The 20,468-nt window shown below is 68.6% G+C and carries 17 protein-coding genes; 16 read left to right on the top strand and 1 reads right to left on the bottom strand.

What is annotated here, in order from left to right:
* Positions 1-20: 20 nt before the first annotated feature.
* The 15 genes from ACE5C1_RS06965 to ACE5C1_RS06895 all read left to right on the top strand — a co-directional run bounded on the left by ACE5C1_RS06965 (position 21) and on the right by ACE5C1_RS06895 (position 18,244).
* Positions 21-1,436: a UDP-N-acetylmuramoyl-L-alanyl-D-glutamate--2,6-diaminopimelate ligase gene (locus ACE5C1_RS06965; protein ID WP_374943330.1), complete on the top strand. Its 1,416-nt coding sequence runs from the start codon at positions 21-23 to the stop codon at positions 1,434-1,436.
* Complete coding sequence (locus tag ACE5C1_RS06960; protein WP_374943329.1) at positions 1,433-1,573, top strand: hypothetical protein; 141 nt, start codon at positions 1,433-1,435, stop codon at positions 1,571-1,573. The genes ACE5C1_RS06965 and ACE5C1_RS06960 overlap by 4 nt, the downstream gene beginning before the upstream one ends.
* Entirely contained in the window at positions 1,570-2,937 is a 1,368-nt protein-coding gene (gene murF / locus ACE5C1_RS06955; protein ID WP_374943328.1) for a UDP-N-acetylmuramoyl-tripeptide--D-alanyl-D-alanine ligase, read from the top strand. The genes ACE5C1_RS06960 and murF overlap by 4 nt, the downstream gene beginning before the upstream one ends.
* The gene (mraY, locus tag ACE5C1_RS06950) at positions 2,938-4,008 is read left to right on the top strand and encodes a phospho-N-acetylmuramoyl-pentapeptide-transferase (protein ID WP_374943327.1); all 1,071 of its coding nucleotides are present in this window, start codon (positions 2,938-2,940) and stop codon (positions 4,006-4,008) included.
* Positions 4,005-5,399 (top strand): UDP-N-acetylmuramoyl-L-alanine--D-glutamate ligase, encoded by a 1,395-nt coding sequence (murD, locus tag ACE5C1_RS06945; protein WP_374943326.1) that lies wholly within the window; start codon positions 4,005-4,007, stop codon positions 5,397-5,399. Before mraY ends, murD begins: the two co-directional genes overlap by 4 nt.
* Positions 5,396-6,616, top strand: coding sequence for an FtsW/RodA/SpoVE family cell cycle protein (locus ACE5C1_RS06940; protein WP_374943325.1), 1,221 nt, complete (start codon positions 5,396-5,398; stop codon positions 6,614-6,616). Before murD ends, ACE5C1_RS06940 begins: the two co-directional genes overlap by 4 nt.
* A complete protein-coding gene (murG, locus tag ACE5C1_RS06935) occupies positions 6,613-7,755 on the top strand; it encodes an undecaprenyldiphospho-muramoylpentapeptide beta-N-acetylglucosaminyltransferase (RefSeq protein WP_374943324.1) in 1,143 nt (380 codons plus the stop codon). The genes ACE5C1_RS06940 and murG overlap by 4 nt, the downstream gene beginning before the upstream one ends.
* The gene (gene murC, locus ACE5C1_RS06930; RefSeq protein ID WP_374943323.1) at positions 7,752-9,167 is read left to right on the top strand and encodes a UDP-N-acetylmuramate--L-alanine ligase; all 1,416 of its coding nucleotides are present in this window, start codon (positions 7,752-7,754) and stop codon (positions 9,165-9,167) included. The genes murG and murC overlap by 4 nt, the downstream gene beginning before the upstream one ends.
* Complete coding sequence (murB, locus tag ACE5C1_RS06925) at positions 9,164-10,063, top strand: UDP-N-acetylmuramate dehydrogenase (RefSeq protein ID WP_374943322.1); 900 nt, start codon at positions 9,164-9,166, stop codon at positions 10,061-10,063. The genes murC and murB overlap by 4 nt, the downstream gene beginning before the upstream one ends.
* A 20-nt stretch (positions 10,064-10,083) precedes the next feature.
* Complete coding sequence (locus tag ACE5C1_RS06920; RefSeq protein WP_374943358.1) at positions 10,084-10,989, top strand: D-alanine--D-alanine ligase; 906 nt, start codon at positions 10,084-10,086, stop codon at positions 10,987-10,989.
* Entirely contained in the window at positions 10,986-11,930 is a 945-nt protein-coding gene (locus ACE5C1_RS06915; protein WP_374943321.1) for a cell division protein FtsQ/DivIB, read from the top strand. The genes ACE5C1_RS06920 and ACE5C1_RS06915 overlap by 4 nt, the downstream gene beginning before the upstream one ends.
* A gap of 2 nt (positions 11,931-11,932) precedes the next feature.
* Complete coding sequence (ftsA, locus tag ACE5C1_RS06910) at positions 11,933-13,195, top strand: cell division protein FtsA (RefSeq protein WP_374943320.1); 1,263 nt, start codon at positions 11,933-11,935, stop codon at positions 13,193-13,195.
* A 104-nt stretch (positions 13,196-13,299) separates the two neighbouring features.
* On the top strand, positions 13,300-14,802 hold the full coding sequence (gene ftsZ, locus ACE5C1_RS06905) for a cell division protein FtsZ (RefSeq protein WP_374943319.1): 1,503 nt from the start codon (positions 13,300-13,302) through the stop codon (positions 14,800-14,802).
* 236 nt (positions 14,803-15,038) lie between these two features.
* Positions 15,039-17,081, top strand: coding sequence for an SPOR domain-containing protein (locus tag ACE5C1_RS06900; RefSeq protein WP_374943318.1), 2,043 nt, complete (start codon positions 15,039-15,041; stop codon positions 17,079-17,081).
* A complete protein-coding gene (locus ACE5C1_RS06895) occupies positions 17,078-18,244 on the top strand; it encodes a deoxyguanosinetriphosphate triphosphohydrolase (RefSeq protein WP_374943317.1) in 1,167 nt (388 codons plus the stop codon). Before ACE5C1_RS06900 ends, ACE5C1_RS06895 begins: the two co-directional genes overlap by 4 nt.
* A gap of 19 nt (positions 18,245-18,263) precedes the next feature.
* Here the strand turns inward: ACE5C1_RS06895 and ACE5C1_RS06890 are convergent, their stop codons facing one another.
* Positions 18,264-18,560: a hypothetical protein gene (locus ACE5C1_RS06890; protein WP_374943316.1), complete on the bottom strand. Its 297-nt coding sequence runs from the start codon at positions 18,558-18,560 to the stop codon at positions 18,264-18,266.
* A gap of 183 nt (positions 18,561-18,743) precedes the next feature.
* On the opposite strand from ACE5C1_RS06890, the gene argS reads away from it, so the two are divergent.
* Positions 18,744-20,468: an arginine--tRNA ligase gene (argS, locus tag ACE5C1_RS06885; RefSeq protein WP_374943315.1), complete on the top strand. Its 1,725-nt coding sequence runs from the start codon at positions 18,744-18,746 to the stop codon at positions 20,466-20,468.

The raw sequence follows: 20,468 nt of genomic DNA, 5'->3' as shown, positions 1-20,468 counted from the left end.
CTGGCGGTGAGGAGGGCACCTTGAGGCTGGGCGAGCTCACCGGCACCGGCGACACCACAGCGGTTACCGGCTTTGCGATCGATCATCGCAAGGTTGCGCCCGGGACGGTGTTCGGCGCCTTTCGCGGCATGCGCGTCAATGGCGAGGACTATATCGCCGACGCGGTGCGATCGGGCGCGGTCGCGGTCGTGGCGGAGCCGGATGTTCAGGTCGATGGCGCGGTCCACATCGCCGACGACAATCCGCGCGAGCGCTTCGCCGAACTCGCCGCCAGGTTCTTTGCGCCGTTCCCCGCCGTGGCAGTCGCGGTGACCGGGACCAACGGCAAGACTTCGACCGTCGAAATGACGCGGCAGCTGTGGCGAATGGCCGGGTTCCATGCGGCCTCGATCGGCACGCTGGGGGTCACCACTGCCGACGAGCGCACGACGACGGGTCTGACGACACCGGATGTCGTCACCTTCCTGTCCAACGTCGCCGGGTTGGCGCGCGAGGGGGTCAGCCATGTCGCCTTCGAGGCATCGAGCCACGGGTTAACGCAGTACCGGACCGAGGGGCTCACGGTCGCCGCAGCGGCGTTCACCAATCTGACCCGCGACCATCTCGATTACCACGGCGATATGGGCGCGTATCTGACGGCGAAACTGCGCCTATTCTCGGAAGTACTCAGCTCGGATGGCACTGCGGTGGTGTGGGCCGACGATGCCGAGGCGAGCCGGGTCATCGACCTGGCGCATGCACGCGGCAACAGGCTGATCACGGTCGGGGTGCGGGGGACGACGTTGCGCCTCGTCGATCGCGATCCGACGCTGCTCGGCCAGGGGCTGACGATCGAGGCCGATGGCGCGACCCACCACGTCAGGCTGCCATTGATCGGCGCCTATCAGGCTGCGAATGCGCTGGTCGCGGCGGGGCTGGTGATCGCGACCGGCGGCGCTGTGCGCGAGACGCTCGCGTCGCTCGCCCGGCTCCAGCCGGTGCGTGGGCGGCTCGAGCGCGCGACGATCACCCGCGCGGGCGCCCCCGTCTATGTCGATTATGCCCACACTCCCGACGCGCTCGAAGCCGCCATTGCAGCGCTGAATCCGCATGCGGGCGGGCGGCTGATCGTCGTGTTCGGCGCCGGCGGCGACCGCGATGCGGGCAAGCGCGCCACGATGGGGCAGGTCGCGGTGACCCAGGCGGACCTTGTCATCGTCACCGACGACAACCCGCGCACGGAAAACCCGGCCGCCATCCGCGGCCAGATCCTCGACGGCGCACCGGGCGCGCGCGAGATCGGCGACCGTCGCGCGGCCATCGCCACCGCCATCGCGGAGGCGCGGAGCACCGATATCGTCCTGATCGCGGGCAAGGGGCATGAACAGGGCCAGATCGTCGACGACATGGTGTTGCCCTTTGACGACGTGGCAGTAGCGCGGGAGTGTGCCGCATGAGGAAGATCGTCGTTCCCGCCAAGCATGAGCGACCCGCCGCGCCGCGCGCGTCTGCACCGGTGCAGGGCAACGGCCGGCCGCGGCTGGCGCTTCGCTACGGCCGCCAGCCCCCGTCCGAAGAGCGCGACGACTCTTGAACGCGCTGTGGACATCGCCGGAGATCGCGGCCGCGACCGGCGGCGTGGCATCGGCGGACTTTGCGGTGCGCGGCGTGGCCTTCGACAGCCGCGAGGTGGGCCCAGGCGACCTTTTCGTTGCGTTGCACGGCGAAGCGACCGACGGCCACCGCTTCGTGCCGCAGGCGTTCGCGCAGGGTGCGACGGGCGCGATCGTGTCCCAACCGTGCGCGGAGCCGCATGTCTGCGTTGCGGACACCGCCGCTGCGCTGAACGCTCTCGCGCACGCCAGCCGTGCGCGGAGCGATGCGGCGATCGTCGGGATCACCGGATCGGTCGGCAAAACCAGTGCCAAGGAAGCACTGTTCGCCGCACTCGACCGCGGTTGGGGCGGCAGGGTGCATCGCTCGGTCAAGAGTTACAACAATCACGTCGGCGTGCCGCTGAGCCTGGCGCGGATGCCGCCCGACGTGCGGGCGGCGGTGTTCGAGATGGGGATGAACCATCCCGGCGAACTGGCGGCACTGACTCGGATCGTCCGCCCGCACGTTGCCATCGTCACCGCCATCGCGCCTGCGCACACCGAATTCTTTCCCGACGAAGCCGCTATCGCCGATGCGAAGGGCGAGATCTTTCAGGGGCTGGAGACAGGGGGCGTTGCGATCGTCCCGTTCGATTCGCCGCACCGCGACCGGCTGATCGCCGCAGCGACGCCGCATGCCGCTCGGATAGTGACGTTCGGCAGCGGCGCCGGCGCCGATGTGCGTGCGATCGAGGCGATGCGGATCGGAACCGGCGGCAGCTTCGTCACCGCGCGGGTTGGGGAACGCGAGCTGAGCTTCACGCTATCGCAGCCGGGCGCGCATTGGGTGTCCAACGCGCTCGCGGTGCTCGCCGCGGTGGATGCGGTCGGCGGGGACCTCGGGCTGGCGGGACTCGCGCTCGCCGATCTGGGCGGCTTGCCGGGCCGGGGCCTGCGCTTTACCGCGCAAGTGGCAGGTGGCGAGATGGTGGTCATCGACGAGAGCTACAACGCCAACCCCGCCTCGATGGCCGCGACGCTCGCCGTACTGGCTAGGGAGCCAGGCCGGCACGTGGCGGTACTCGGCGAGATGCGCGAGATGGGCGAATCGTCCGCCGCCTACCACGCCGCGCTAGCCGCGCCGATGCTCGAGGCGCGCGTCGAAGCGGCGGTCCTCGTCGGTGAAGCGATGGCGCCGCTTGCCGAAGCGCTTGAGGGCAGGCTCGATTTCGTCCATGTGGCCGACGCCGCGGCAGCGCTGGAGGCTGCGCGTGCCATGCTCGCCGCCGGCGACACGGTGCTGGTCAAGGGTTCGAACGGCGTAGGCCTCTCGCACGTCGTGGCTGGGCTGCGAGGGACGTAGATGCTGTACTGGATCGCCGAACAGCTGGGATTTCCCGGCGTGATCAACCTGATCCGCTACCTGTCGTTCCGGACGGGGGCGTCGGTGGCGACCGCGCTGTTCGTCGGCCTGATCATTGGCCCGAAGTTCATCGGCTGGTTGCGCGTCCGACAGGGCAAGGGCCAGCCGATCCGCGCCGATGGGCCGCAGACCCACCTTGCCAAGCGCGGCACCCCGACGATGGGAGGCCTGATGATCCTGACCAGCATATCGCTATCGATCCTGCTGTGGATGGACCTGTCGAACCCGTTCGTGTGGGCGTGCCTGTTCGTGACGCTGGGGTTCGGCGCGATCGGGTTCCTCGACGATTACGACAAGGTCAGGAAGGCGAGCACCGCGGGCATATCCGGGCGGATGCGCCTGGCGCTGGAATTTCTGATCGCGGGCATCGCCGCGGTGATCATCATGCGCCAGAACGGCAGCGGGCTGTTCCTGCCGTTCACCAACCGCATGTACATCGAACTCTGGTATTTCTACCCGCTGTTCGCCGCCTTCACCATTGTCGCCTTCGGCAACGCCGTGAACCTGACCGACGGGCTCGACGGGCTGGCGACGATGCCCGTGATCATCGCCGCGGTCGCGTTCATGATCATCGTCTACCTGTGCGGCAACGTGAAATTCGCCGAATACCTCGGCATCCCGCACGTACCGCGTGCGGGCGAGTTGGCGATCTTCTGCGGTGCGGTGGTCGGGGGAGGGCTGGCATTCCTCTGGTTCAACGCGCCCCCGGCGGCGGTGTTCATGGGCGACACCGGCAGCCTGGCCCTCGGCGGCGCGCTTGGCACCATCGCAGTCGTCGCGCACCACGAGATCGTGCTGGGGATCATCGGTGGCCTCTTCGTCGTCGAGGCACTCTCCGTCATCATCCAGGTGTTCTTCTACAAGCGCACCGGCAAGCGCGTGTTCAAGATGGCGCCGATCCATCATCATTTCGAACAATTGGGCTGGAGCGAGCCGACCGTCGTCATCCGCTTCTGGATCATCGCGCTGGTGCTCGCGCTGGCGGGCCTGTCGACGTTGAAGCTGCGATGATTACGGCTGGGGCCTGGAGGGGACGGCGCTATGCCGTGCTGGGGCTGGCGCGGTCTGGCGCGGCGACGGTGTGTGCGCTCGTGGCGGCTGGGGCGCGTGTCGTGGCGTGGGATGCGGATGGAGCCAGGCGGAGTCAGTACCTCCCCGGAACGGGGAGGGGGACCGACGGCGCAGCCGTTGGTGGAGGCGCAGCCGCAAGCGACGGTCCTGCTGGGCTGCCCCTCCACCAGCCTGCGGCTGGTCCCCCTCCCCGTTCCGGGGAGGTAATCGTTGCCCCGCTCGACGACCTCACCGGCTTCGACGCGCTGGTCGTGTCGCCTGGCGTTCCACTCAACACCCATCCTGTCGCCGCACGCGCTAGGGCTGCCAGCGTGGCGGTGATCGGCGACATCGAACTGTTCGCGCAAGCCCGTGCCGACCTCCCCGCGCACAAGGTCGTCGGCATCACCGGCACCAACGGCAAGTCGACGACTACCGCGCTGATCCACCACATTCTCCAGACCGCGGGTGTGCCGAGCCTCATGGGCGGTAACATAGGCCTGCCAATCTTTGCGGCCGACCCGCTGCCCGAGGGGGGCGTCTACGTACTCGAACTGTCGAGCTATCAGATAGACCTGACGCAGACGCTCGACTGTGATGTCGCGGTGCTGCTCAACATCTCCCCCGATCACCTCGACCGTTACGACGGGATCGACGGCTATGCCGCGTCCAAGGCGCGGCTGTTCGCGATGCAATCGCCCGAGCACGATGCGGTCATCGGCATCGGCGACGACCACTCCGCCAAGATCGCGCGCGGCCTTTCCGCGCGTGCCGAGCATTTGACGAAGATCGCGCCGGGCGTGTGCATGGACCAGCGCGCTTGGCCCGCGCTGCAGGGCCCGCACAACGCCCAGAACGCGCTCGCCGCGATCGCGGTCGCCAGGGCACTCGGCATCTTGGAAGCGGATATCGACCGCGGCCTGGAAACCTTTGCCGGCTTACCGCACCGGATGGAGCATGTGGCAACCGTGAACGGCGTCGCCTATGTCGACGACAGCAAGGCAACCAACCCGGAGAGCACCGCCCCTGCGCTCGCCGCGTTCGATCGCGTCCACTGGATTGTCGGCGGCAAGCCCAAAAGCGACGACCTCGACGCCTGCGCCCCCGCCTTCGGCCACGTCGTGTGCGCCTATACGATCGGCGAGGCGGGGCCGCGCTTCGCCGAGATCCTCGCCCCCCAAATGCCGGTCGAGCGGGTGGGTACGCTTGCCGCCGCGGTCGCCAGCGCGGCACGCCAAGCGAAACCGGGCGATATCGTGCTGCTGTCGCCGGCTTGTGCTAGCTTCGATCAATTCCGCGACTATGAGGAACGCGGTGCCGCGTTTCGCGCTGCTGTGGAGGCTTTGGCATGACCGACGTGCGAGGCGGCCGCGGGATTGTCGCGCAGATGAAGCGCCGCGGCGGACGCGGCGACCGGTCGCCGCTGGGCACGTGGTTCTGGGACATTGACCGCATGCTGCTGCTGCTGACGATGTTCCTGATCGCCATCGGGCTGATCGCGGTCGCCGCCGCGAGCCCCGCGACTGCCGCGCGTTATTCGGGCGAACACCACAAACTCGCCCCTCTCCATTATTTCTGGCGCCAGCTGATGTGGGTGGCGGTGTCGCTGCCGGTGCTGTTCGGCGTGTCGATGATGCCGGTCGCGCTCGCACGGCGGATGGCGCTTGCGGGCGCAGCGGTGCTGCTCGTGCTGCTGGCGCTGACCCCGTTCGTCGGGGTCGAGCACAATGGCGCCCGCCGCTGGATTTCACTGGGTATTTCGGAGTTCCAGCCCTCCGAATTCCTCAAGCCGATGTTCATCGTCGCGGTCGCCTGGCTGCTGTCGCTGAAGGCGAGAGACCCGGAATTGCCGACGGTGCTCATCACCGGCGGCATGACCGCGGCGGTCGCGGCGATGCTGATGCTCCAGCCCGACTTCGGTCAGACGATCATTTTCTGCGGGGTGTGGATGGCCTTGCTGATGATCGCGGGTACGCCGGTGCGCGTCATGGTGGGGCTGATCGCGCTGGCGCCCGCGGGGCTGGTCGCGGCATACCTCTTCTACGGCACCGCGCGCGCACGGATCGACGCCTTCCTGTTTCCGGGCGTCGAAGGCGAAGGCGCGGGGGACCATTTCCAGACCGATGCCGCCCACCACACGATCACAAGCGGCGGTTGGACCGGCACCGGTCCCGGCGGCGGCACGGCGAAGTTCGGGCTGCCCGAAGCGCACACCGATTACATCTTCTCGGTGATCGGCGAAGAATTCGGGCTGATCGCGTGTTCGATCATCGCCGTGGTCTTTCTGGCGATCGTCGTGCGGGTGTTCGTCAAGCTGCTCGACGAGCAGGACGAGTTCAAGCTGCTCGCCGCCTCCGGCCTCGCGGTTCAGTTCGGCGCGCAGGCGCTGGTCAGCATGGCGGTCAACACCGGGCTAGCGCCGTCGAAGGGCATGACCATGCCGTTCATCAGCTACGGCGGATCGTCGATGATCGCGCTGTCGATCGGCATGGGAATGCTGCTGGCGTTCACCCGCCGCAACCCGTTCCTGACGCGCAGCCCCTATGTCGTGCGGTGGAGCGGCGAATGAGCAGGCACTTCGTTCTCGCTGCGGGCGGCACCGGCGGACATATGGTCCCGGCGGCCGCGCTGGCCGTGGAACTGACGCGTCGCGGCCACCGGGTCGCGCTGGTCAGCGATGCGCGCGGGGTTCGCTTTCCCGGATTGTTCGACAATATCCAGACGCACGTCCTGCCCGCCGGCCGCTTCCAGGCGAAGCGCCCGCTCGGCTGGGCGAGCGCGGTGCGCGAGATGTGGCGTGGCCGGGCGATGGCGCGCGAGCTGTACCGGACCTTCAAGCCCGCCGCCGTCGTCGGCTTCGGCGGCTATCCCGCGCTGCCCGCCTTGCTGGCAGCGTTCGCGGAAAAGATACCGACCGCGGTGCACGAGCAGAATGCGGTGCTCGGCCGGGTCAACCGGCTGGTTGCTGGGCGGGTGGATGCGATCGCCACCTCCTACGACCCCACCGAGCGGCTGCCCGCGAAGCTCGGCGCCAAGGTCCACCGCGTCGGCAATCCGGTGCGCGACGCGGTGCTGGCGCTGCGCGCGAAACCCTATCCGCTGCTGGAGGAGGACGGCATCTTCCGCGTCCTCGTCACCGGCGGCAGCCAGGGTGCGAGCGTCTTAAGCCAGGTCGTCCCCGACGGGCTCGCCATGCTGCCCGTCACCTTCCGCCGTCGCCTGCAGGTGACGCACCAGGCGCGCATCGAGGATATCGACGCGGCACGCGCGAAATATGCCGAGCATCATATCGCGGCCGACCTGTCGACCTACATCGCCGACCTGCCCGCCGAGCTCGCCTGGGCGCATCTCGTGATCGCGCGCGCGGGCGCCTCGACCCTGGCTGAGCTGACCGCGGCGGGGCGCCCGGCAATCCTTGTGCCGCTGCCGTCCGCCACCGACGACCACCAGAGCGTCAACGCGCGCGAGATGACTGAGGCGGGGGGCGCGCGGACGATTGCGCAGGATGCCTTCACGCCGGTGGAACTCGCCAAGCAGATGCAGAAGCTCGGGCTCGATCCGGCGGCGCTGGAGAATGCCGCCGGCCGCGCGCGGGCGTGCGGGCGGCCGGCCGCCGCAAGCGATCTCGCGGATCTGGTCGAAAGCCTCGATGCGCCGACGGCGCGGTTGCCGGTCGCCGCGCCGAAACCGCGAGAGGCGTTCGCGTGAACGGTGTTCCGCTCTCGATCGGCACGATCCACTTCGTCGGCATCGGCGGGATCGGCATGTCGGGTATCGCCGAGGTCATGAAGAACCTGGGCTATGCGGTTCAGGGGTCGGATGTCGCGGAGAGCTATGTCGTGCAGGGCTTGCGCGACAAGGGCATCCCCATCGCCATCGGCCATGCCGCCGAGAATGTCGCCGATGCCGCGGTGGTCGTGGTGTCGACCGCAATCGTCCGATCGAACCCCGAGGTCGAGGCGGCGCTGTCCGCGCGCATCCCGGTGGTCCGGCGCGCGGAAATGCTGGCCGAGCTGATGCGGCTGAAATCCACCGTCGCCGTCGCCGGCACGCACGGCAAGACGACGACGACCAGCATGATCGCGGCGCTGCTCGACGCGGGCGGGGTCGACCCGACCGTCATCAACGGCGGCATCATCAACAGCTACGGATCCAACGCCCGGCTGGGCGCGAGCGACTGGATGGTGGTCGAGGCGGACGAGAGCGACGGCAGCTTCCTGCGCCTCGACGGCACGATCGCGGTGGTCACCAACATCGATCCCGAGCACCTCGACCATTACGGCAGCTTCGCCGCGATCAAGGATGCGTTCGTCGAGTTCATCGAGAACGTGCCCTTCTACGGCGCCGCGGTGCTGTGCCTCGATCACCCCGAGGTCCAGAACATCCTGCCGCGGGTGCGCGACCGCCGTGTCGTCACTTACGGCTTTTCGGCGCAGGCCGATGTACGCGGCGTCAACGTGCAGCCCGTGCCGGGCGGCAACCGCTTCGAGTGCATCGTTCGCGCCCGCGACGGATCGACCCGGTCGATCGAGGGCATCGAGATGCCCATGCCCGGCCGCCACAACGTCCAGAACGCGCTGGCCGCGATCGGCGTCGCGCTGGAGCTCGGCATCGACGACGCGACGATCCAGACCGGGTTCGCCCAGTTCGGCGGTGTCAAGCGACGCTTCACCAACGTCGGCGAGGTGCCGATTGCGGGCGGCTCGGCCACGATCATCGACGATTATGGCCATCACCCGGTCGAGATCCGCGCGGTCCTGGCCGCCGCCCGGGAAAGCACGCCCGGCAGGGTGATCGCGATCGTTCAGCCACACCGCTATTCGCGGCTCGGCAATCTGATGGAGGATTTCCAGACCGCGTTCAACGATGCCGACCGGGTGCTGGTCACCCCGGTCTACGCCGCGGGCGAGGCGCCGGTGGCCGGCGTCGACGCCGACGCGCTGGTCAAAGGGCTGAAGCGCCGCGGTCACCGTCACGCCGCGACCGTCGCCGACGCCGACGCGCTCGCCGACGAACTCGCCGCAACCGTGCAGGCCGGCGACATGGTCGTGTGCCTGGGCGCGGGCGACATCACGAAGTGGGCCGCCGGGCTTGCCGACGCGATCGGAGCACGGCGATGATCGCGACGCTCGCCACGCCGCAGGTCCGCGGCCGGATCACGCGCAGCGCGCCGCTCGCGCCGCTCGTCTGGTTCAAATCGGGCGGGGCGGCCGAGCAGCTGTTCGAGCCCGCCGACCCGGAAGATCTCGCGGCGTTCCTCCGGGCGCTCGATCCGGCGATGCCGGTGATGGCGCTCGGGCTCGGCTCCAACCTCGTTGTCCGCGACGGCGGGGTGCCGGGCGTCGTGGTACGGCTCGGCAAGCCCTTCGCCACCGTGGAGGTGCTCGATGCGACGGCGTTGCGCTGCGGCGGCGGCGCGAGCGGCATCTTGGTATCCTCCACCGCGCGTGATGCGGGCATCGCGGGGGCCGAGTTCCTGCGGTCGATCCCCGGCACCGTCGGCGGCTTCGTCCGGATGAACGGCGGCGCCTATGGCCGCGAGACCGCCGACGTGCTGGTCGAGTGCGACGTCGTGCTGCGTTCGGGCGAGCGACAGACGTTGGCGGCGGCTGACCTCGGCTATACCTATCGCCATTCCGACGTGCCCGAGGGTGCGGTGGTCGTCTCCGCGACCTTTCGCGGCATCCCTGGCGATCCTGCGGCGATCCGCGCGGAAATGGATCGGATCGCCGCGGCGCGCGAGGAGTCGCAGCCGCTGCGCTCCAGGACCGGCGGATCGACCTTCAAGAACCCCGATGGTCACAAGGCCTGGGCACTGGTCGACGCGGCGGGCTGCCGCGGCTTGCGGCGCGGCAATGCGCAGGTGAGCGAGAAGCATTGCAACTTCCTGCTGAACCTGGGCTCGGCATCCAGCGCGGACATCGAGGCGCTTGGGGAAGAGGTACGAGAGAAGGTGGAGGCGCACAGCGGGGTGACGCTCGAATGGGAAATCCAGCGGGTGGGGGTGGCGTCGTGACCCTGCACATCGCAGTCCTCATGGGCGGCTGGTCGGCCGAGCGCGAGGTGTCGCTGATGTCGGGCGCGGGCGTGGCCGAGGCACTGGAGTCGCTCGGCCATCGCGTCACCCGCATCGACATGGCGCGCGACGTCGCCGTGCGGCTGGCGGAGGCCACGCCCGATCTCGTCTTCAATGCGCTCCACGGCACGCCGGGGGAAGACGGATCGGTGCAGGGCCTGCTAGATCTCATGGGCCTGCGCTACACCCACTCCGGCCTGGCGACCTCGGTCATCGCGATCGACAAGGTGCTGACCAAGCAGGCGCTCGTGCCCCACGGCGTGCCGATGCCGGGCGGGCGCGTCGTCAAGAGCGCGGATCTGTTCGACGGTGATCCGATCGCGCGGCCATACGTGGTCAAGCCGGTCAACGAGGGATCGTCGGTCGGCATCGCCATCGTCACGCAAGCGGGCAATTACGGCAACCCGATCGGCCACGATGTCGCCGGGCCTTGGCAGGATTTCGAGGAACTGCTCGCTGAACCCTATATCCGCGGGCGCGAGCTGACGACGGCTGTGCTTGGTAACCGCGCGCTCGGCGTGACCGAGTTAAAGCCCAAGACCGGCTGGTACGATTACGACGCCAAATACACCGACGGCATGACCGAGCACGTCTGCCCCGCCGCCATCCCCGACACCATCGCAGATGCGTGCAAGTCGCTGGCTCTGGAGGCGCACCGGCTGCTCGGGTGCAAGGGGTGCAGCCGCGCCGACTTCCGTTGGGACGACGAGCGCGGGGTCGACGGGTTGTTCCTGCTGGAGGTCAATACCCAGCCGGGGATGACCGCGCTCAGCCTCGTGCCCGAACAGGCGCGGCACATCGGCATGAGCTATGCCGAGCTCGTCCAGGCGATCGTCGACGAGGCCCTGAAGGACTCCGCGCAGTGAGCCGGACGATCAAGCGCGCGCCGCCGCCGCGCAAGCCCCCGCCGCGCCGCAAAGTCACGGTGAAAAAGGTGTCCACGATGGACCGCGTGATCGGCATGCTCCCGGTCAGCGAGGCGACGCTCCACCGGATCGCGACATGGACGATGCTGGGCGCGGCCGGCGCAGTGGCGATCGCGGCGGCGACCTGGGTCGGCATCCCCGGCATGGTCGGGGCGGCGGTGGCCGAGCAGGCCGGCGCCGCCGGGCTTCGCGTCGATCAGATCGAGGTGACCGGTCTCAAGCGGATGGACCGCATGTCGGTCTATGCGGTGGCGCTCGACCAGCAGAGCCGGGCCATGCCGCTGGTCGACCTAGAGGCGGTGCGCCAGAAGCTGCTGCGCTATGGCTGGATCGCCGACGCGCACGTCTCGCGCCGCCTTCCCGACACGCTGCTGGTCGACATCGTCGAGCGCACCCCCGCCGCGGTGTGGCAGGACAATGGCCAGTTGACGCTGATCGACGCGGAGGGCGTGCTGCTGGAGCCGGTATCGCCCGACGCCATTCCCGATCTCCCGCTGATGATCGGCCCCGGCGCAGACCGGCAGGAAGTCGCCTATCAAGCGCTGCTCGCCGCGGCGCCTGCGATGAAGCCGCGGGTCAAGGCGGCGACCTGGATCGGCAATCGTCGCTGGGACCTGACCTTCGATTCGGGCGAGACGCTGAAGCTGCCCGAGGATGGCGCGGCAAGCGCACTGCTCGCCTTTGCGCAGAAGGACGGCGCGAACCCGCTGCTCGGACGCGGCTGGCTCAGCTTCGACATGCGCGATCCGGCCAAGCTGGTTGCGCGCAAGCCGGGTTCGACGCTGGCCCGCAGCGTGCCGGATGACGGAAAGGCGCCCCCGGTCGCGGCGCCCACAACGATAGTCGCGCCCAAAACGATTCTTGGGGCGACGGAGGGATAATCATGGCCAAGGCAGCACCCGAAGGTCTCATCACGGCGCTCGACGTCGGCACGTCGAAGGTTTCGGCGATGATCGCGCAGAAGGGCGACGGCGGCGAGTTGATCGTGCTCGGCACCGGCCAGCGCGAGAGCCGCGGGGTCAAGCACGGCTATGTCGCCGACATGAAAGTGACCGAGGTCGCGGTACGCGAGGCGGTCGAACAGGCCGAGCGGATCGCGGGGATCAACATCGAGAACGTCTGGGTCGGCTTCTCCGCGGGCGGTCTGGTCAGCGACGTCGCCGAGGTCGAGTTCGAGCTGGGCGGTCACCGGGTCGAACAGGGGGATATCGACGCGCTGCTGACAGCGGGGCGCAATTCGATCGATCCGCAGGGGCGGATGGTGCTCCATGCTCAACCGGCGCTGTACACGCTCGACGGGCTGACCGGGGTTAAGAAGCCGCTCGGGCTGCACGCCGACAGGCTGGGTGTCCACATCCACGTCGTCGCTGCCGACGGCCCGCCGGTCCGCAACCTCGACCTGTGCGTCCGCTCGGCGCATCTCGAGGTGAAGTCGATCATCGCCTCGCCCGTGGCTACGGGGCTCGCCTGCCTCAGCGACGAGGAACGCGAGCTTGGCGTCGCGCTGGTCGAGCTTGGCGCGGGGATCACGAACGTCTCGCTGTTCGCCGGCGGCATGCTGGTGGGGCTGACCTCGATCGCGATGGGCGCGTCCGACATCACCGACGATATCGCGTCGGCGTTCGGCACCCGGCGCCAGCATGCGGAGCGGATGAAATGCTTCCACGGATCGGCCAACACCTCTCCACGCGACAATCACGACATGATCCCGCTGATGCCGATCTCGGCCGAGGACGGCGGCCAGGAGGGCGCGCAGATTACCAAGGCGGCGCTGATCGGCGTCATCCGCCAGCGGCTCGAACATCAGATGGGCGAGATTCGCGCGGCGCTGGCCAGGCTGAAGTTCGACGGCCCGGTCGGCCGACAGGTCGTGCTGACCGGCGGCGGGGCCGAACTCAAGGGACTTGCGGACTACGCACAGAGCGCACTCGGCCGTTCGGTGCGGATCGGCCGCCCCCGTGGCCTGACCGCGTTGCCGGAGGCGCATTCGGGGCCGGCGTTCGCGACGCTGGCGGGGCTCGCTTTCTACGCCGCGTCCGATCCGGTCGACCTGCGTGCGCTCGCGCCGCAGCCGCAGACGGTCCACCGCACCAGGGGAATGGGTATGTTTCGCAAGCTGATGCAGGCGGCGCGCGCCAATTATTAACGCGTGGGCACACTTTAGAACTAGAACGTGGTGAATCGTTCGGGCAGAACGGCAAGTCAGGGGCCCGGCGGCGTGAAAAACCGGGCACGTGGAGCAAACAGGGCATGAGCATCGAATTCCTTTCCCCCGAGGTCGACGAACTGACCCCGCGCATAGCGGTGATCGGCGTCGGCGGCGCGGGCGGCAACGCGATCGCGAACATGATGCGCGCGGACGTCCAGGGGGTGGACTTCCTCGTCGCCAACACCGACGCGCAGGCGCTCAAGCAGTCGACCGCGCCGCAGCGTATCCAGTTGGGCGCAAAGATCACCCAGGGGCTGGGCGCAGGCTCGCGGCCCGAAATCGGGCGCGCCGCGGCCGAGGAGACGATCGACAACCTCGCCAAGATGCTCGAGGGGAGCCACATGGTGTTCATCGCCGCGGGCATGGGCGGCGGCACCGGCACCGGCGCGGCCCCCGTCATCGCCAAGGCGGCACGCGACATGGGCATCCTGACCGTCGGCGTGGTCACCAAACCTTTCGCGTTCGAGGGCAATCGTCGCGCCAAGTCGGCCGACGCCGGCATCGAGGAGCTTCAGAAGTACGTCGATACGCTGATCGTCATCCCCAACCAGAATCTGTTCCTGATCGCCAACGCGAACACGACCTTCAAGGAAGCGTTCTCGATGGCGGACGAGGTCCTGCAGCAGGGCGTGCGCGGGATAACCGACCTGATGGTCATGCCCGGGCTCATCAATCTCGACTTCGCCGACGTCCGTTCGGTGATGCAGGAGATGGGCAAGGCGATGATGGGCACGGGCGAGGCGAGCGGCGACAACCGCGCGCTGGAAGCTGCGCAAAAGGCGATCGCCAATCCGCTGCTCGACGGCGTGTCGATGCAGGGGGCGAAGGGTGTCATCATCTCGATCACCGGCGGCGACGACATGCGCCTGCTCGAGGTCGACGAAGCCGCGAACCACATCCGCGACCTGGTCGATCCGGACGCCAACATCATCTGGGGGTCGGCGTTCAACCCCGATCTGGAGGGCCGCATCCGCGTCTCGGTCGTCGCCACGGGTATAGAGGCCGAAGGGCCGCGGCCCTCGGCGGTGATGCCCGCGGAGCAGCAGACTCGCGGCTTCAGCTTCGGCATGACCCGCAAGCCCGACGAGGCGCCGTCGTTCCGCCCCGCGGTCGCGACACCGTCGCCCGCCCCGGCAGCGCCGGTCGCCGAGCCGGAGCCGGTCGCCGCGGCGGCGCCCGTGGAGGCGGATCGCGCCCCCGAGCCCGAAGACGCGCAGGATGACGAGCTCGTGCTCGGCGCCGAGACGATCCTCGCGCAGCCACCGCAGCCACAACACGCCGCGCCCGAGCCCGTCGCCGCGCGGGCGTTCGAGGATCCCGCGGCGGTGCCCGCTGCCGACGAGGGCGGGGCGCGCCGTCGCTGGCTTTCCCCCGGTACCGAGGCGGCGCCGGAGCAGGTGGCGCCGACTCCGCGGGTCAAGATGGGTGGCACCTTGTTCGAGCGCATGTCCAACGCCGCGCGGGGTGCGCAACGCGAAGACGGCGAAGCCGACAAGGACCCGGTCGACATTCCGCGCTTCCTGCATCGGCAGAACAATCAATAGGACGATTTCGGTCGCCCCTTGCAGGCGGGGAGTCGCGAAGGTGAGCTCATGCGGCGCGAACGGTGGGCGCATCGGCATCCCGCCGTCCCCTTGACCCGCTTTGTCGTGGCGCCGCAGATCGGTCATTGCGGGTTCAGCCGCACTCGGGTGTAGGGTGGCGTTCGCAAAATCGATTCTTCGGCGCTTGCCCGGTTTACGACCGGGATGACGCGCACCCAAGGGAAGCTGTCCGCCCGATGCGGTCCACCATGTTCCTGATCGGCCTGTCGGTCGCGTTGCTCGCCATCGCACCGGTGCATGCGCAGGAAGTCGTCCAGCCATTGCCCGGCACCACCGATGCCGATGCGCTGGCGGCGGACATGCGCCGACTGGCGGCGAACCCGCGCGACGTCGATGCGCTGGTCGACGCCGCGCATCTGTCGCTCCGGCTCGACGACATGCGCGCCGCCGCCGCGCTGCTTGCGCGCGCCGAGAACGTCGATCCGCGCAATGCCCGGGTGAAGGCGGGGCAGGGGTCGATTCTCGTCCAGTCGGAGCGGCCGGGGCAGGCGCTGCGCTACTTCGCGCAGGCCGAAAGCCTGGGGCTCGATGCGCGCATGTTCGCGGGCGACCGGGCGCTTGCCTACGATCTCGTCGGCGAGCAGGATCGCGCGCAACGCGATTACCGCACCGCCTTGCGCGACCATCCGCAGGACGACGAAACGCTCCGCCGCTATGCGCTGTCGCTTGGCATTTCGGGCCAGCGGGCGCAGGCACTCGCGCTGCTCGATCCGATGATCCGCCGCAGCGATCGGGCCGCCTGGCGCGCGCAGGCTTTTGTGCTGGCGATGACCGGCGATGTTGGCGGCGCCTCGCGGATCGCGGCGACGATGATGCCGGGTGGCGCTGCCGGATTGTCGGCGTTCTTTGAGCGGCTGCCTACGCTGCCCGCCACCGACCGGGCGTTTGCGGTGCATTTCGGCGAGGTCCGTGCGACCCCGGAACGGCTCGCCGACGCACGCCTGACGCCTGCGCTGTCGCCGCTGGCGCGCGAACCCGGCACCGCGACGCTGCTCGCCAGCAATGCCGTTCCCGCTCCCCCCGCCCGCCGCAATCGCCGCGGTCGCGATACGCAGGTCGCGGCAGTGCAGTCGCCGCCTGCGACCGGAGGCTATCGCACACCGCTGCCGACGCCGGCGACTTTGGTGGCGAACGCACGCACAATGCCGTCGCCCGCCGTCCAGGCCAACACGCCTAGCACACGGCCTGCGCCGGTGATCGCGGAGCGCCCTCCGCTTGCCTCCGTCCTGACCGCCGCGACGCTGCCCTCGCGCGTCGACGTCTCGCCCGGTAAGTCGGCAGAACCGGCGGCGACAATGCGCGTGCCGGCGGTCGTTGCAGCGATTTCCGTCCCGTCCACCGATGTGGGGGCAAGTTCGACTCCATCCGCGACGCCGCCGCCGACGGTGATCGCGACGGCGATGCCGGAGCGAGGGCCGGTGGTCGCCGAGCGGGTCATGAACCCTGAGCCGCAACCCGTGCGGACAGCCGAACTGCCGCCGTCCACAGTCGCCCGCGCGGCGCCCCCGCCGGTCGCTCTGACCCGCCCCGCGCCGTCGCGTGCTGTGGCCAGCAGCAGGGTGAGCGAGGATTCGATCCTGGCCCGTATCGTCGCGGGCCTGTCGATTCCCGCGTCCGAACTCGGCGTCGAGCCGCCACCACGCCCCGCGCCCGTTGGGGCCGCCGCGGCAACGCCCGCCGAGCGCCCCGCGGTCGTGGCGACGGCGACGCCACTGCCGTCGCGCCCTGCACCCTCGCGTCCCGATCCGGCGATCGCCGCCAAGGCCGAGACGGACCGGCTCGCCGCGGAGAAGCTGGCGACTGCAAAGGCCACCGCCGACAAGCGCGCCGCCGATCGCAAGGCAGTCGCCGACCGCAAGGCGCTGGCCGAGAAGAAGGCCGCCGCCGAGAAGAAGGCGATTGCCGACAAGGAAGTCGCGGAGGCCAAGAAGCTGGCGCGCGCCAATCCCGAGCGCATCTGGGTTCAGGTCGCGGGCGGCGCCTATGAGGGCGACCTGGCCAAGGCGTTCGCGACCGTAAAGGCCAAGGCGCCGACGGTATTCGGCAGCCGGCAGGCGTGGACCACGCCGCTTCGCGCGACCAACCGGGTGCTCGCCGGCCCCTTCAAGACCGATGCCGAGGCACGCGGCTTCGTAAACGACCTGAAGAAACAGGGCGTGTCCGCCTTCACCTTCACCAGCGACCCCGGTCAGCCCGTAAAGCGACTCGGCGAGAAGTGAGCGTCCGAGCGCCCTGGGCCTCGGACCCGGCGCGCAGCAGAGGACGGCTTCACGCGGAACAGAACGGGACCGATCGTGGCCCCCGCGATGCCTTTCAGCGTGATCGCGACCGGGTGATCCACTCTATCAGCTTTCGCCGCCTGCGCCACAAGACGCAGGTCTTCATGGCACCCGACGGCGACCATTTCCGCGTTCGCCTGACCCACAGCCTGGAAGTCGCACAAATAGGCCGCACGGTTGCTCGGACGCTGGGGTTGAACGAGGACCTGACCGAGGCCTTGTGCCTGGCACATGACATAGGCCACCCGCCGTTCGGGCACGCGGGCGAGGATGCGCTCAAGGATGCGCTCGCGGACGCCGGGGGGTTCGATCACAACGGTCACACGCTGCGAACGCTTGTCACCATCGAGCGGCCGTATCCGCTGTGGAACGGGCTCAATCTCACGTGGGAAACGCTGGAGGGGCTCGCCAAGCACAACGGACCGGTGCGCCATCCCGGTTGGGCGCTGGCTGAGGCGGATGCCGCCTGCGCGCTGGAGCTGGCGTCGTGGCCGTCGCTGGAGGCGCAGGTCGCCGCGATTGCGGACGATATCGCCTACGACAATCACGACATCGACGACGGCCTGCGCGCCGGGCTGCTGACGCTCGATCAATTATTGGTCGTGCCGATCGTCGCGAGAAGCTGGGACACCGCGCGACAGCGGTTTCCCGGCGTCGAAGCGGAGCGGCTCATGGGCGAACTGGTGCGCGGTCAGATCGGCGCAATGGTCAACGACCTGATCGGCGAAACGCATGGGCGGATCGCAGCCTCCGGCGTCGGCAGCGTCGCCGACGTGCGGGCGGCGGGCAGGTGCCTCGCCGGCTTCTCGCCCGCCATGCGCGAGGCCGAGCGCGATCTGAAGCGGTTCATGTATGCCAATCTGTACCACCATCCGCGTCAGTTGGCTGCTGCCGACGTGGCGAGAACGGTGGTATCCGGGCTGTTCGCCGCCTACCTTGCGGATGCAGTCACGCTGCCTGCGGAGTGGCGCCAGCGGCTACCTGCAGATGAACCGGCGCGCAGCCGCCACATCGCCGATTTCATCGCCGGGATGACCGATCGCTACGCCATCACCCGCTTTCGCGAGGTGGTGGGAGCGATCGACCTTCCCGACGGGTTCTGAACGATAACGGCCAAGTCGGTCAGTTGGCGGCAACTTCCAGCTCCGCCGCTGCGCCCTTGGCGGCCGAGGTGCGGAACGAGACCGGCATACCCCCCGATACGCCCGACACGCGATGGCCGTCGACGACGAGCCGGAACGCCTCGCCCGCCGGCAGACGACGCCCGGTTAGGACGGTGCGGCCGTTTTGCTTGGGTGCAACGGTATAGACATAGGTGCTGCCGTCGTGGACGAAACGATGTTCGGCGTCCTGTGCCATGCCGATGGTGGACGTGAGCGCCAGCGCGGCGGCGGCAAGCATCTTGAGTGTGGTGCGCATGATCGTGAACTCCCGCATGGTTGCGTCGAGCCGTTCAGGTCCTCTCCATGACTTTCGAGCGGTTGAGTATTGCGATGGAGCATCACGCGCAAATGCCGTGTCCGTGAACGCAATTGCACGATGTGCATGCGTGCAGACGGCTCGACATTGGACACCGCCGATGCATCGGCTAGAGCCCACCGCATGACGCTCTACACAGGCTTTGCCGCGCACATCGACGCCGCTCTCGATGCTCTGGTCGCTGCCGGGACGATCCCGGGCGGTCTCGATCGCACGAACGTGAGCGTCGAGCCGCCGCGTGACACGAGCCACGGCGACCTCGCGACCAACGCCGCGATGGTGCTCGCCAAGCCTGCCGGCATCAAGCCACGCGACCTGGCGGAGGCACTGGCAAGCGAACTGGCGCGCATCGACGATGTTGCGGATACCGCAGTCGCCGGACCGGGGTTCATCAACCTGCGGCTGAGCGATGATGCCTGGCGCGGCGAACTCGCTGCGGTCGCGAGTGCCGGCGACGATTACGGCCGGTCGCAAACGGGCGCGGGTACGACGGTCAACATCGAATATGTCTCCGCCAATCCGACCGGGCCGATGCACATGGGGCACTGCCGTGGCGCCGTCGTGGGGGATGCACTCGCCAATCTGCTCGCATTCGCAGGGCATCGGGTGATCCGCGAATATTACGTCAACGACGCCGGCGGGCAGGTCGACGTGCTCGCGCGTTCGGTCCACCTGCGTTACCGTGAGGCGTTGGGCGAAGCGGTCACGATCCCCGAAGGATTATACCCCGGCGACTATCTTGTACCCGTCGGTCATGCACTTGCCGCAGACTTCGGCGACAGTTTCGTAGAAGCGCCGGAAGCTGAATGGCTCGCGCTGTTCCGCACTCGCGCGGTCGCCGCAATGATGGTGATGATTCGCGACGATTTGGCGCTGCTCGGCATCCGCCACGACGTTTTCGCCTCAGAGGCCGCGTTGCAGGCAGCGGGTAAGCCGCAGGCGGCGGAGGCCGAGTTGCGCGCGCGCGGACTCGTCTACGACGGCGTGCTCGAGGCACCAAAGGGGACGACTCCCGATGATTGGGAGCCGGTCGAACTGCCGTTGTTCCGCTCGACCGCGTTCGGCGACGATCAGGACCGGCCGATCCGCAAGTCGGACGGCCAATGGACCTATTTCGGTGCCGACCTGGCGTATCACTTTCAGAAGGCGCAGTCGGCGGACGCGTTGATCGACATCTGGGGCGCGGATCACGCAGGAACCGTCAAGCGCATCGTCGCCGCGGTCGCTGCGCTCACCGGGGGAAGCACGCGCTTCGATGTGAAGCTGGTCCAAATGGTCCGTCTGCTGCGTGCGGGCGAGCCGGTCAAAATGTCCAAGCGTTCCGGCAACTTCGTGACGCTTGCTGATGTGGTGGAAGAGGTCGGGCGCGACGTCGTGCGGTTCACCATGCTGACTCGGCGGTCCGATGCGCAGATGGATTTCGACTTTGCCAAGGTGGTCGAGGCGTCGAAGGACAATCCGGTCTTCTACGTCAACTATGCGCATGCGCGCATCGCGTCGCTGCACCGGCGTGCCGCGGAGGCCGGAATCGAGGATGGACCGGCCGATCTGTCCCGGCTTGATACGGACGAGCTTGCGCTCGTGAAGCTGGCCGCACAGTTCCCGCGAATGGTGGAAACCGCGGCCGGCGCGCGCGAGCCGCACCGGATTGCCTTTTATCTCTATGACTTGGCTGCCGGGTTTCATGCGCTGTGGAATGTCGGCAACGATCGGCCCGAGCGCCGGTTTCTGGTCGTCGAAGATGCGCAAGCTACGCGCGCGCGGCTATTCCTGGCATCCGCGATCGGGCAGATCATTCGCAACGGCCTCGCTATCATGGGTGTCGAAGCGGTTTCGGAGATGCATTGA

The sequence above is a fragment of the Sphingomonas sp. genome (assembly GCF_964263785.1).
GTDB lineage: Bacteria > Pseudomonadota > Alphaproteobacteria > Sphingomonadales > Sphingomonadaceae > Sphingomonas.
The sequence above is the reverse complement of the archived record's forward strand: the minus strand, read 5'-3'. Positions and strand labels throughout refer to the sequence as shown.